General features: G+C 49.6%; 10 protein-coding genes. 8 read left to right on the forward strand and 2 right to left on the reverse strand.

From position 1 onward, the window contains the following. Positions 1-139: 139 nt before the first annotated feature. Genes D5E69_RS02685 through thrB form a run of 3 tightly spaced genes read left to right on the forward strand, consistent with a single transcriptional unit; the run spans position 140 to position 3,422 of the window. Complete coding sequence (locus D5E69_RS02685; protein ID WP_148797167.1) at positions 140-1,438, forward strand: homoserine dehydrogenase; 1,299 nt, start codon at positions 140-142, stop codon at positions 1,436-1,438. Beyond that, on the forward strand, positions 1,435-2,499 hold the full coding sequence (thrC, locus tag D5E69_RS02690) for a threonine synthase (protein WP_048014913.1): 1,065 nt from the start codon (positions 1,435-1,437) through the stop codon (positions 2,497-2,499). Before D5E69_RS02685 ends, thrC begins: the two co-directional genes overlap by 4 nt. Further along, the gene (gene thrB / locus D5E69_RS02695; protein ID WP_048014914.1) at positions 2,493-3,422 is read left to right on the forward strand and encodes a homoserine kinase; all 930 of its coding nucleotides are present in this window, start codon (positions 2,493-2,495) and stop codon (positions 3,420-3,422) included. The genes thrC and thrB overlap by 7 nt, the downstream gene beginning before the upstream one ends. A gap of 24 nt (positions 3,423-3,446) precedes the next feature. On the opposite strand, the gene D5E69_RS02700 is transcribed toward thrB, so the two are convergent. Further along, positions 3,447-3,743 carry an AbrB/MazE/SpoVT family DNA-binding domain-containing protein gene (locus D5E69_RS02700; protein ID WP_048005698.1) on the reverse strand — a complete coding sequence of 99 codons (297 nt, stop codon included), beginning with the start codon at positions 3,741-3,743 and terminating at the stop codon, positions 3,447-3,449. A 237-nt stretch (positions 3,744-3,980) separates the two neighbouring features. Here D5E69_RS02700 and D5E69_RS02705 point away from each other — a divergent pair, with 237 nt between their 5' ends. From D5E69_RS02705 to D5E69_RS02720, 4 genes are all read left to right on the forward strand, one after another. Next, positions 3,981-5,312 carry an ATP-binding protein gene (locus D5E69_RS02705; protein ID WP_048005697.1) on the forward strand — a complete coding sequence of 444 codons (1,332 nt, stop codon included), beginning with the start codon at positions 3,981-3,983 and terminating at the stop codon, positions 5,310-5,312. Further along, positions 5,309-6,433: a DEAD/DEAH box helicase gene (locus D5E69_RS02710; RefSeq protein WP_159129155.1), complete on the forward strand. Its 1,125-nt coding sequence runs from the start codon at positions 5,309-5,311 to the stop codon at positions 6,431-6,433. Before D5E69_RS02705 ends, D5E69_RS02710 begins: the two co-directional genes overlap by 4 nt. Before the next feature lie 935 nt (positions 6,434-7,368). Then, positions 7,369-8,649, forward strand: a complete 1,281-nt coding sequence (locus D5E69_RS02715) for an IS110 family RNA-guided transposase (protein WP_159129156.1) — start codon at positions 7,369-7,371, stop codon at positions 8,647-8,649. Positions 8,650-9,799: 1,150 nt separating this feature from the next. Further along, on the forward strand, positions 9,800-10,576 hold the full coding sequence (locus tag D5E69_RS02720; RefSeq protein ID WP_048007787.1) for a methyltransferase domain-containing protein: 777 nt from the start codon (positions 9,800-9,802) through the stop codon (positions 10,574-10,576). A gap of 56 nt (positions 10,577-10,632) precedes the next feature. Here D5E69_RS02720 and D5E69_RS02725 read toward each other — a convergent pair whose 3' ends face one another. After that, positions 10,633-10,869, reverse strand: coding sequence for a hypothetical protein (locus D5E69_RS02725; protein WP_048007788.1), 237 nt, complete (start codon positions 10,867-10,869; stop codon positions 10,633-10,635). Positions 10,870-11,124: 255 nt separating this feature from the next. On the opposite strand from D5E69_RS02725, the gene D5E69_RS02730 reads away from it, so the two are divergent. Beyond that, the gene (locus D5E69_RS02730) at positions 11,125-13,365 is read left to right on the forward strand and encodes an ATP-dependent helicase (protein WP_063191434.1); all 2,241 of its coding nucleotides are present in this window, start codon (positions 11,125-11,127) and stop codon (positions 13,363-13,365) included. Positions 13,366-13,381 lie beyond the last annotated feature (16 nt).

A 13,381-nucleotide genomic window follows, 5' to 3' on the forward strand; every position in this document is an offset into this window, starting at 1 on the left:
TCGTGGGAGGGATCCGCTTTTTGTTTATTTTCCATTTATTCTGAAAAATGTATTGTAAGGGCTGGACGTTTCCTCTATAATGTCCTCTATAGAAGAACAAATGTATATTCCAAATGAACAAGTGGAGGTTTTGACGAAAATGGAATCCATATCAATCGGACTCTTGGGACTCGGAACAGTAGGGTCAGGGGTCGTGAAAATAGTAGAGAATCATCAGGATAAGCTGACCCATCAGATCGGCTGCCCGGTGAAAGTAAAAAAAGCACTCGTCCAGGAACTTGAGAAGGAACGAGATCTAAAGCTCGGTAGGGAGATCCTTACAACGGATCCAGCCGAAGTCCTGCAAGATCCCGACATTGATATTATCGTAGAGGTCATGGGGGGGATCGAGGCCACAAAAGAACACCTTCTGTCAGCGCTGAAGCAGAGAAAGCACGTCGTGACGGCCAATAAGGATCTTATGGCCCTCCACGGTCCGGAACTATTGAAGACGGCATCTGAAAATGGCTGCGACCTTTTCTACGAGGCAAGCGTTGCAGGTGGGATCCCGATCCTCAGAAGCTTGGTAGACGGCCTTTCCTCCGATCGGATCACGAAGATGATGGGGATCGTCAACGGGACGACGAACTTCATCCTCACAAAGATGACGAAAGAAGGCAGCAATTTCGAAGAGGTACTGAAGGAAGCGCAGGACCTCGGGTATGCCGAAGCCGATCCAACGGCTGACGTCGGTGGCCTCGATGCTGCAAGGAAGATGGCGATCCTCTCCACCCTCGGTTTCTCCATGAATGTCGATCTTGCAGACGTCAAGGTCAAGGGGATCACGGGGGTGACGGGTGAAGATATCCAATATGCTGAGCAATTCGACTATACGATGAAGCTCATCGGCTATGCACATCGTGACGGGGAGAAGGTGGAGGTAAGCGTCGAACCGACCCTGCTGCAGAAGGAGCATCCCCTCGCTGCGGTCAATGATGAATATAATGCCGTATATGTGTATGGAGAAGCCGTTGGAGAAACGATGTTCTATGGACCGGGTGCAGGAAGCCTTCCTACGGCTACTGCGGTCGTATCGGATATGGTGGGGATCATGAAGAATATGAGGCTTGGGGTCAACGGGAAAAGCGCGGTCCATCCCCAGTTCACGAAGAAGCTCAAGGAGTCGTCTGAAATCAAATCGAAGCATTTCCTTCGTCTCCATGTTAGAGATGAGGTGGGCGTGCTGTCGAAGCTGACCAGCATTTTTGCTTCCCACGGCGTCGGATTTGAGAAAATCCTTCAAAACCCGTTGGCAACGGAGGGGGTAGCCGAAATTGTCGTCGTAACCCATCAGGCATCCCTGGATCATTTCGAAGATATCCTTATGGAACTGAAGGACGAAGAAACGGTGCATTCCATCGAGAGCACCTATAGAGTGGAAGGAGGCGGAAAGGCATGAGTTGGGATGGGCTGATCAAGGAGTATGGAGAGAACCTGCCTGTTTCCGGGCAGACACCGGGATTGACGCTGCATGAGGGGAATACACCGCTCATCAAGCTTGAAACCCTGTCCAAGGAGTGGGGGATCGATCTTCATGTGAAGGTTGAAGGAGCCAATCCGACGGGCTCCTTCAAGGATCGCGGAATGGTCCTTGCTGTGGCGAAGGCGGTCGAAGAAGGAAGCTCGACAGTCATCTGTGCATCCACCGGTAACACGTCAGCATCCGCTGCAGCGTATGCCGCACGTGCCGGACTCAAATGCATCGTCGTTATCCCTGAAGGAAAGATCGCACAAGGTAAACTTGCGCAGGCGGTCATGTACGGCGCCGAAATCGTCTCCATTGAAGGGAACTTTGATCAAGCATTGGAAATCGTACGTGATCTTAGCCGGACCGAAGCGGTCACCCTGGTGAATTCAGTGAATCCATATCGGCTGGAAGGACAGAAGACGGCAGCCTTCGAAGTGGTGGATACGCTCGGAGCTGCTCCTGATATCCTGGCGATTCCTGTGGGGAACGCAGGGAATATCTCTGCTTACTGGAAAGGATTCAAGGAATATAACGGTAAGAAGCAATCTGGTCTCCCGAGAATGTTTGGATTCGAAGCATCAGGTGCCGCACCGCTTGTTCATGACCGGGTGATCGAGCAGCCTGAAACGCTGGCGACGGCTATCAGGATCGGCAACCCGGCGAGCTGGTCGCTGGCAGTGGATGCCTTGAAGGAGTCGAATGGACATATCAATGAGGTCACGGATGAAGAGATCATTGAAGCGTATCAGCTTCTTGCCAAGACAGAGGGGATCTTTGCCGAACCCGCCTCATGTGCTTCCATCGCAGGCATCCGCAAATCCCTCCAGTCAGGTGTGCTGCCGAAGGGATCGAAGGTTGTGGCCGTCCTGACAGGGAATGGTCTGAAAGATCCCCAGACGGCGATTGAATATAGTCCTGTGATCCCGGCGAAACTCCCGAATGACAGGGAAGCTGTAAAGGACTATATCAAGGGGACGATGGGGGTATGGTAGGCGAAGGGCGCTCTTGGAAGATCACTGTACCAGCCAGTACGGCGAATCTTGGACCGGGTTTTGATTCCATCGGCCTTTCCCTGAGCCTCTACCTGACCCTCGATGCCGAGGAAGCGGAGCGCTGGGAGGTCATCCCCCTTTCCCCGGAACTTGAAGATTTCCCACGGGATGAGGATCACTTCATCGTAGGCGTGGCCATGGAAGTGGCAGAACGCCACGGAAAAGTCCATCCGCCGTGCAAGCTGTCCGTGGAGAGCAAGATACCTCTTACGCGGGGGCTTGGGTCGAGTGCAGCAGCCGTCATCGCGGGGGTTGAACTGGCGAACGCTGCTTGTGGGCTGAACCTGACCATGCTTGATAAGCTGAAGGAAGCGAATCGATTTGAAGGGCATCCCGATAATGTGGGAGCGTCCCTTTACGGAGGGCTCGTGATTGCGACTCAGTCGGGAGACGATGTGGAATTCGTATCGATTCAAGATCCCGCTTTTGATGTGGTCGCTGTCATCCCCCCAACGGAATTGAAGACCTCGGAAGCGCGGGAAGCCTTGCCTGACGAGCTGTCATTTGGAGAATCGGTCCTTGCAGGGTCCGTATCCAACGTGTTGGTTGCCGCCCTCCTGACGGGGGACCTTGAAACAGCCGGCAGGATGATGAAGGCTGACCGCTATCACCAGCCATACCGCAAAAGCCTCTTACCGCATTATGATCTGGTGGAAAGGACAGCACTCGGAGCGGGGGCGTTCGGCGTTGCCCTGAGCGGTGCCGGTCCTACCATTGCATGCTTTACCGGGAAGGGGGAAGGAGCGGATCTCGCAAACGTAATGAAGCAGTCATTTCCCCATATGCTCGTCCGTCATCTTCTCATCACATCCGAAGGCAGCTCGGTCCTTGAAAAGCCGAAGGTCCGTCCTTTTCCGCTATGAAGCGGAAGGGCGGGCTTTTTTTCTTCATTTTGTCATGACAATCCCCTGCCCTTCATCATCTGCATATAAGTGATAGATCGAACGCGGGTGTATTCCCAGATCCTCACGAAGCTCCTTGGGGATATTCACCGTTCCTTTCTCCGATATGAAGCCTTTGTTGTGTGTGGACTCTTCCAGTGCCTCCCTGATCAGGATGGAACCCGCCTCGTGGATGAACTCTGCCTGTCTGCCGGGCAACAATCCGAAGCGTTCCCGCCACTCTCTCGGAATGGTGATGCTCCCGCTCCGGCTGAACAGCCTTGTTTTGTGAAGCGTACACATATCCTGTCACCTGCTTTCACGTATTAGTACCTTTTTTCCTCAATGAAGGGCGTTAAACGTCCAGGGTACAATTTGGTTCAAAGGAAGGAGCGACAAAAAAGACAGATGGTCTGAATTCATCTCCTAAGCACCCTCACAGCGTGGTATGATAGGGGAGTCGGAAACAGCACTGTGATAATTCATCATAGTTGGTGAAACCATATAGGAAAGACTACGTGAATTTAGGTGACGCTTAAGATGGGACAAGCTAAATGGATAGCCGCACGAATTGCGTTGATGTATTTTCTGGTCGGATTGCTTTGGATTTTCTTATCTGACTATGTGTCGATTCATCTGGCAAAGGAAAATCTGGGTTTATATATATACTCCCAACGCTTTAAAGGGTGGTTTTTCATCCTCATCACAGGCGTAGTGCTCTATTTCCTTGTCCATAAAACAACACGGGAAATCACACTTGCCAATGAGCGGTTGCGCAAGAAGGAAGTCCAGCTTGAAAGCAGGAATCAGCACTACCATTCCCTCATCGAGCAAAACCCCGATGCCGTCATTGAATTATCCTTGAACGGTCAGGTCATCTATGTGAATGGTGAGGCGGAAAAACTTCTTGAATCGTCCATGGATCGCCTCAAGTCGGTTTCGTTCAGCCAATACTTAGAAAAGAACGATCTGAACCTGTTGAAAGGACACCATTCCCAAACATTGAAAGGTGTGCCATCCACATTTGAAACGACGATCCACCTTGGTGATCGGTCAAAATTGGTGCGATGTTCCTTTGTCCCCATCATCATCAATGACGAAGTGACCGGTATGTTCGCCATTGCCCGGGATATCACCCGTGAGAGGAAAAACGAGGAAATGGCACTCGCCTCGGAGAAGCTTTCGGTCATCGGACAGCTGGCTGCAGCTGTCGCCCATGAAATCAGGAATCCATTGACCTCACTAAAGGGCTTCATTCAGCTGTTGAAAACGTCAAATGAAGTGCAGTCATCATACTTGGATATCATGCACCAGGAAGTCGACAGGATCGATCTGATTTCAGGCGAAATGCTCATACTTGGTAAACAACAGGATATCCCGTTTCGTCCACAACGCATCGATCAATTATTATCCCATGTCCTCGTTCTGATGGAAGCACAGGCGCATATGGACAATGTGTCCATGACCTTTCGCAACAAGGGATCTGAAGACATGCTGGTGATGGGCGAGGGCAATCAGCTTAAGCAGGTATTCATCAATATTATCAAGAATGGTGTGGAATCCATACCGGAGAGCCGGAACGGCCATGTGGGCATCACGTTAGGAAGTTCCGGTGATCACGCCTTCATATATGTAGAAGATAACGGTACGGGAATGGACCCGGAGCGTGTGGAGCGACTCGGGGAACCATTCTACTCGACAAAAGAAAAAGGGACCGGACTTGGACTTGCTGTATGCCAAAAAATCATCCAGCGCCATAAAGGGTCCTTAACATTCAAGACAGAAAAAGATGTCGGTACAACGGTGGAAATCCGCCTTCCATTATGGAAAGGGACCACCAATATCGATGCAGAAGAGAGGAATGTAACATGAAAGCAACTGAAGTTATTGATCACCCGGCCATACAAAAGACGTGGGATGAATCTGGTTTTGGAGACATGACCCCAATCCAGGAAAAAGCCATCCCCAAGGTGCTTGAAGGAAAGGACCTTATCTGTGAGTCACCGACAGGAACAGGGAAAACATTGGCTTATCTGCTCCCCATCATTCAGGCTATCGACCCTTCCAGAAAGCAGGCGCAGGCAGTGCTCATTGCTCCTTCAAGGGAACTTGTGATGCAGATTCAACAGGAAATCACAAAATGGGGCAAAGATACGGGCGTGACCGGTGCGGCCTTCATCGGTGGTGCAAACATCAAGAAGCAGCTGGAAAAGCTGAAAAAGAAGCCTCATATCATCGTCGGGACAACCGGACGTCTGCTTGAGCTCATGAAGCTCAAAAAACTGAAGATGCATGAAGTGAAAACCATCGTTGTTGATGAGTTCGACCTGATGATCACCCACGAACATGTAAAGGAAGTCCGCGAAGTGATCAAATCGACACTGAAGGAGAGACAGGTCCTCTTCTTCTCTGCAACCTTGTCACCGGAAACCTCAAGGGTGGCTGAAGAGCTCTTGAACGACCCGGAATTGGTGAAGATCGATGAAAAACTGGACCAGCCGAATGTCGAGCATCTTTATGTGTACACAGAGTTGCGTGATAAAATCGAGGCACTTAGAAACCTTGCCCACTTCAAGGACATAAAAGCCCTTGTGTTTTTCAATCAGCTTGAGAAACTTTCCGAGGCAGAAGAAAAGTTGAAATTCAAAGGTGTGGACCTTGAGGTACTTGCAGGGGAATCAAAGAAAGTGGAGAGGAAGGCATCACTTGACCGCTTCAGGGCTGGAAAAGTCCCGATGCTCCTTACAACGGATGTGGCAGCGCGCGGCCTCGATATCCAAGGGGTCACTCATGTAGTCCATTTCGACTTCCCGACCGATACAAAGCAGTACATCCATCGCTCCGGCAGAACGGGGAGGATGGGAGCTTCAGGCACCGTCATCTCCCTGGTATCCAAACGTGAACAGAGCTTCCTTGAAAAGCTCGGAAAAGAAGTAAATCTACCGTTCAACGAAAAAACGATCCACGGCGGACAGCTGAAAGATCCGCGATAATAGCTGCAATGACGGCCGCTCCTGGTGACAGGAGGGGTCGTTTTTTATCCCCGAACACAGTGCAAGACGCTGTCTATGTATACTGAACATAAACAGCGCCTTAATGTAAATACATCTTATTCAATTTACCTTTACGATCCTTTCTTACTAATCAACATACGAACCTTCATTTTTAAAAATTAATGGAATTGCATGCTTTAGTTTATTTTTTTCGTTCTTCTGATTTTCCCACATGCCCACAGGATACGAAGGAGGTTTTCACGGGCCTTCTTCTGGCGTATCGTGATTTAGCATGCTTCGCTGACGTTCTTCATTGGTATCATCCCCTGAAATAAGAATGGTGCGCGTCCCCGCATATCCACACGATCCTGAAACTGGTTTTCACGGGCCATTTCATTGCGGATGGTGATGTTGATATGCTTTGCTTTCCTACTTCATTGGAATCACGCCTTTCTTCTAAGATAGGTGGTAGCTATCCTTTTGTTATTATGTATCATAGCAGGTTCAATTAATTAATTAAATGTTCAGAATTATTGATATAATCTGATTTAGAAGAGATTTTGTAGGATAATCGTGGTTTTTCTTTATTTTTTGAAAAGTTTCTTTGTTTTTTAATGTTTTTCTTGAGGAGGACGGTGAAATCAGGGGTTTGTTTGGGATTTGGGTGAGTGTTGGTTTAACTTACCAATTGTGGTTGGTTCAGATACTGCATTTATGAGTAGGGGGTGTGGTGTGTGATGGGTTCGTTCCGTTCCGCTGCGGGTGGTCGCTTTCCGCGGGGCGAGCGATGAGCCTCCTCGTACCTGCGGGGTCTCATCTGCCCGCCTTTTCCGCAGGAGCTATTCCTGTGGGGAAAGTATGGACCTATTGCACAAAAAAAGATCCTCCTTTATGATGCAGGTGCGAAGCCACACACAAAAAGGAGGATCTTTAACATGCATGATAATCGAAATGAACGCATTAATCAAATTTCTGAGGACACATTGGTGATTGGCGTCGACATCGCCAAGTGTGTACATTATGCCTGCGCAGTGGATGAACGAGGTAGGGAGGTCAAGAAAAGCTTCTCATTCCGTCAGTCCAGACAAGGCTTTGAAACCTTTTACGCTACCATCCTAAAGGTGATGGAATCTCATCAAAAGAAGAATGTAGTCGTTGGATTTGAACCTACCGGTCATTACTGGATGAATTTATCCTCGTACCTTACGGATCGGGGCATTCGCTTTGTTCTCGTCAACCCTCTCCATGTGAAGCAAACCAAAGAATTGGATGACAACCTACAGAGTAAAAACGATCCGAAAGACGCTCGTGTCATTGCCAAGATGATACCGCAAGGCTATTACAGTATTCCTCGTGACATGACTCCTATTGAAGCAGAGTTGCGTCATGGTTCGGCATTTAGGGCTCGTCTGAAAAAACAAGGAGCGTCGACTCAAAACCGGATCAAGCGATGGATTGATCTATACTTCCCTGAGTTTATTTCGGTTTATAAGTCCATTGGAATGAACGCCTCTACTGTTCTTTCTTCTTATCCTCTTCCGGCAGACCTTGTGAAGGAAGACCCTGAGAAGCTCTTGGAGAACCTAAAGAACCTAGGAGGTAAGCATTTCTCGGTTAAAAACCTTACTAAGCTTCTTGATGTCGCGGCCACATCTATTGGCTATCAGGAGAGTCCTGAAATGGCACGGGCAGAGATCCAAATTCTATTGACACAGATGAAGCTGCTTGAAGAACAACTGGTAAGCATAGAAAAGCAGTTAGTGACGTTGGCGAAACAGATGACAGATTTCGATCTGTTCCTTTCGGTCCCTGGTATTGGAGAAAACACCGTAGTAGAGATCCTTTCAGAAATAGGAGCCTTTTCACACTATAAGAGTCCACGCCAAATCCTAAAATTAGCGGGTCTTACGTTAGTCACCAATTCCTCGGGAAAAAAAGAAGGGAACAAGCGATTGTCTAAACGCGGGCGGAAACGGCTACGCTCCTTGATATATAAGGCGATTTTCCCGATTTTACACGCCATACCAGCGTTTCGATCCCTGTACGATTACTATAGTGAACATCGCGAACACCCCGTCGCTAAGAAAGAAGCGTTGTTAATCCTATGTCGGAAATTGATTCAAGTCCTTCATGGTTTAAGCAAAAGGGGCGAAACATTCAATGAAGAGCGTATGGTAGCTGATATCTCCTTCTTTGGTAATCAAGAAGCTGCGTAACATCTACGCTCGCTTAATTAAAACAACCTAGACACTGAGAAGCCGGCACACACAAGACTTTCGACGATCATCTTAGATCAGTCCATGCAGGAGCATAAGCTGGCCTCTGCGTTAAGGCGAGACCCAACGAAGGAATGTGAGCACATAGATGCCAGGAGATATGGGAGGGTGAGTCCCCTTAACAAGCGGAGATCAAAGGTGCCCATAAGAATTAAAAAGGGGGGATTTATCCAATCTCCTGACGCAACGCGTAGGCTCGATCCCCTTTATTTTGAATAAATGATAAATGAAGGAATGAAGAAAATCCGAAAGGATATTCAAAAAAATTTTTCACCTAAGAAAAGTGTTGGGAACACCCGTCATAATAACTTTTTCCGAGGGAGTCGACCACCCTTCGCTGCACTGCACTATGCGGTAATGATGAGGGTTGAAAGGGATGACCCGTTTCACCCTGTGTTTGATGGATAATGGACCATACATCCCCATATTCTTGATTTGAGTTGGGGGTGTAGTGTGATGGGTTCGTTCCGTTTCGCTGCGGATAGGAGGGGAAGGCCACTATTCAACCTGCAATTTAAGATATAGAACCATTCAACTCCAGATTTTTTTTTTGAGTTGGGTGTGTAGTGGGTTCGTTCCGTTTCGCTGCGGGTGGCCGCTTTCCGCGGGTCGAGCGATGAGCCTCCTCGTGCCTGCGGGGTCTCATCTGCCCGCCTATCCGCAGGAGTCGACCACCCTTCGCTGCACTGCACTATGCGGTGATGATGGGGATAGGAGGGGAAGGCCACTATTCACCCTGCATTTTAAGATATAGAACCATTCAACTCCAGATTTTTTTTGAGTTGGGTGTGTAGTGGGTTCGTTCCGTTTCGCTGCGGGTGGCCGCTTTCCGCGGGTCGAGCGATGAGCCTCCTCGTGCCTGCGGGGTCTCATCTGCCCGCCTATTCGCAGGAGTCGACCACCCTCCGCTGCACTGCACTATGCGGTGATGATGAGGGTTATCACTTTTGCTTCACCCTGCTTTTTAGTGACGTGGTGGTTGGTGTCGATGATCGGTTTTTCTTATCGGGGCTGATCCAAAACTGTGAATGGTTAGGGGAGGGTGGCTTTGCTATAGTGGTGGTAGGATGTGGAAAATGGAGGAATGAGGATGAATGAGTGGAATGCTTCTCAGTATTTGATGTTTGGAGATGAACGGACACAGCCGTCGATTGATTTGATTGGGCGGATTGATCATGTGGATCCCCGCCGGGTGCTTGATATTGGCTGTGGGCCGGGTAACGGGACGGAGCGGTTGCATCTCCGCTATCCGGATGCAGATGTGTATGGGATTGATTCTTCTATTGCGATGATTGAGGCAGCGAGGGAGGCATATCCCCGTTTGCGGTTTGATTTGTATGATGCGTCCACAGACTTGCCGTCATTGGACCCGGGGTATGATATTGTCTTTTCGAATGCCGTGATTCAATGGATTCCCGATCATGGTAAGTTGCTGTGGGAGATGTTCCGATTGCTGAACGATGGGGGGACGCTTGCTGTGCAGATGCCAATCAATGAGGAGTCTCCTGCTTTCCGGGTGATCAACGAAGTGATCCGTGATCCGAAATGGGGGTTTACGGAGAAGGAATTCTCTCAGACGAATAAGCTTCCAGTCGGGGATTACGTAGATATCCTGTCAGGGCTTACAGACGAATTTTCTGTGTGGGAAACCACCTATTATCATAGGATGAAGGAGCATAAGGAGATCCTGGAATGGGTGAAGGGTACGAAGCTCCTTCCCTTTTTGAAGGCCCTGGAGGCGGATGAAGAGAAAAAACAAGCCTTTCAGCAGGAAATCCTTGAGGGGATTAAGGGACAATATTCCAGACAAGTAAACGGCGAAATCATGTTTCGCTTCAAACGACTGTTCTTCACGGCAAAAAAATAGACGGTGCACGCCCCGATACCCCGACGCTCCGTGTCGGGGTATCGTCTGTTGGGACATCAGTATTCAGACCGTCGCTTCAAATACTGATCCTCAAGGTCCATTTCCCGGTTGACGAGCCGTTCCATTTCTTCGAGGTGGTGGGTCTCGACCACGGGATCGAGGGGAGACCAGCGGACGTTGTAAACAAAATAGTAGGATCGTATTTTCCGGAGGATGACGAGAGAGTGCGGGAACAGGTCGAATTCAGCTTTGATGCTTCGGAAGCGCGTGTATCCCCATTTGGTTATGTTCATCGTATATCACCCGTTTTCTTATTCCCTTTCTGGAGGGTAGATTAACGTCAGAGAGACAGTTCTATGGAGAAGTTGTTTGATGAGAGAGGACGATGGGGTTAAACAAACGTTTGGTTGGGGGAGCAAATGCTTATTATAGTACAGGGTCATTCGTTAAACAACCGTTTAAGGGGTTGATTGGTCATTGCCATGACGGTTTCATCATTGTTATGATTAGTTGGTTACGAATCGCCAGGAAAGCTAGGAGAATGAGCTTTGAATAACGTATTGACCCACTATTCCATCTACCCGTTCGATGCCGATAAGAAGGAGATTCCCGTCGCCCCGTTACAGAATGGGCAGACGTCGGAGGCTCTTGTGGCACCTGATGAGGAAGATTCATATTATTTCAGAATATTAGAGAGCGCGGGGATTCAGTTGAATCAGGCGCAGATTGAAGCAGTCCGTCACGGGGAAGGGCCGTGCCTGACCCTTGCTGGAGCAGGGACGGGTAAAACGACGGTCCTGGTGAGCAGGACAGGCTATCTGATGACGGTGAAGGGGATCGAACCACAGCATATCCTGTTGGTGACCTTCACGAAGAAGGCTGCCGATGAGATGAAGCAGCGGATCACCCGTCTTCCTGGGACGGAAGGAGGACACCGGGTGCATGCCAGTACATTCCACGCCTTGTTCCTTCATCTTCTGCGCTCCAGACAGTACACGCAGGAAGTCATCGGGAATGAACGGTACAAACAGATCCTGCTTAAGCAGATCCAGCGCGGGATGAACATCCAGAATCCCTATGATGCGGAGACGCTCCTTGCCAAGCTTTCTCATTATAAATTGAACAAATTCGATTTGCGTGAGCTTCCAGAGGGGACGAAAACCGAAAAGGAAACGCGGAGCATCCTCCTCAAATATGAGGAGTGGAAACGGATGAACCACAAGATGGACTTCGATGATATCCTCACGGAGGCACATGAACTCCTCATGATGAATCCGAATCTCCTTCAGACGCTGCAGCATCGTTTCCGCTACGTGATGGTCGATGAGTTCCAGGATACAAACCTTGTGCAGTATGAGCTGATCAAATTGATCGCGGCGCATGGGAACCTTTTCGTGGTAGGGGATGATGACCAGACGATCTACTCCTTCAACGGAGCAAGGAACGAGTTCATCCTCGATTTTGATGAAGAGTTCCCCGATGCGAAAGTCGTCACCCTTCAAGAGAATTACCGCTCTGATGCTTCCATCATCGGTCTCGGCAATGAAGTCATCGGCCGGAATGGACAGCGCCGGGACAAGACGTTGATCGCGACGAAGCCCGAGGCGGAAAAGCCTCTTTATTCCAGGCCGTCGACCGTCGATGAGGAAGCACAGTGGATCGCAGAAGAGATCAGGCGCCTCGTCGAAAGCGGGTATCAGTATCAGGACGTGACGATCCTGCACCGGACCATGAGTAGCGGCAGGGCGGTATTTGAGGAACTGCTGCTGAAGGAAATCCCGTTCACACCATACAACCAGAAGGATTCCCTTTTCTATGATAACTGGATGGTGAAGCCCGTCGTGGATCATCTGCGACTCGCCATCGTACCGAGGAACTTCTCTGCCATGGAATCCATCCTTCCGACCCTTTTCATCAACAAGGAAAGGGGGATGACCCAGATCCGGCAGGGTGAGACGAAGGAGCAGAGCCCGAATCCGCTACTTCACGTGACGAAGATCCCGGGGCTGAAACCGTTCCAGGTGAAATCGATCAATGAGAGGATCTCGTTCTTGAAGATGATCCGGGACCACGCCCCTCAGCAGGCGATCAAACGGATCAGGAGGGACTTTTACCACCGGTATATGGATGCGAAAGAGTCCAATATCGTGACGGAGCAGAAGGAAATGATCAAAGAAATGCTCGATGAACTGGAAGGTTCAGCAAAGCGTTTCGAGACGATCGCAAGCTTCATCGCGTTCATTGATGAAATGAAAAAGAAGTACGAAGAAGTCTATTCCGACCAGCACAGACATTCCGACAGCGTATCTCTTATGACCATCCACCGGTCCAAGGGACTTGAATTCCCTGTCGTGTTCCTGATCGGGGCCATCGAGGGGAATCTTCCCCATTCCTCTGCATTGAAGGCGGATCATCTGGAGGACAAGGTGCTGAAGGATGTGAAAAAGTCCGAAAAGCTTGAGAAGGCAATCGAGGAGGAGCGGCGGCTCGCCTATGTAGCCATTACGAGGGCAAAGGAGCGTCTTTACATATCATCCCCTGCTTATTATCAGGGGGAGACCCGCCCTTGTTCCCGGTTTATCAGTGATATTTTCAAGACGGAGCCGGTGAAGGAGCCCGTGAAGAAGCCCAAGGCGGATTCTGTCTATATTTCCATCGATGCCTGGATCTGCACCCAGCCGAGGTGCATTGCATGGCAGCGGATCGCTCCAGGCGAGAGCGCATCGACCAAGGAGTGCCCGATCTGTATGGGGGATATGAAGCCCGGAAGGAAAGAAGTCACGATCTAACGCATAAAAGCCCGAT

It is taken from the genome of Rossellomorea marisflavi, assembly GCF_009806575.1.
Classification (GTDB): domain Bacteria; phylum Bacillota; class Bacilli; order Bacillales; family Bacillaceae_B; genus Rossellomorea; species Rossellomorea marisflavi_A.

Coding starts and splice junctions, on each gene's coding strand:
- thrB (WP_048014914.1), top strand. CDS start 2,493: ATGGTAGGCGAAGGGCGCTCTTGGAAGATCACTGTACCAGCCAGTACG.
- D5E69_RS02705 (WP_048005697.1), top strand. CDS start 3,981: ATGGGACAAGCTAAATGGATAGCCGCACGAATTGCGTTGATGTATTTT.
- D5E69_RS02700 (WP_048005698.1), bottom strand. CDS start 3,743: ATGTGTACGCTTCACAAAACAAGGCTGTTCAGCCGGAGCGGGAGCATC.
- D5E69_RS02715 (WP_159129156.1), top strand. CDS start 7,369: ATGCATGATAATCGAAATGAACGCATTAATCAAATTTCTGAGGACACA.
- D5E69_RS02720 (WP_048007787.1), top strand. CDS start 9,800: ATGAATGAGTGGAATGCTTCTCAGTATTTGATGTTTGGAGATGAACGG.
- thrC (WP_048014913.1), top strand. CDS start 1,435: ATGAGTTGGGATGGGCTGATCAAGGAGTATGGAGAGAACCTGCCTGTT.
- D5E69_RS02710 (WP_159129155.1), top strand. CDS start 5,309: ATGAAAGCAACTGAAGTTATTGATCACCCGGCCATACAAAAGACGTGG.
- D5E69_RS02685 (WP_148797167.1), top strand. CDS start 140: ATGGAATCCATATCAATCGGACTCTTGGGACTCGGAACAGTAGGGTCA.
- D5E69_RS02725 (WP_048007788.1), bottom strand. CDS start 10,869: ATGAACATAACCAAATGGGGATACACGCGCTTCCGAAGCATCAAAGCT.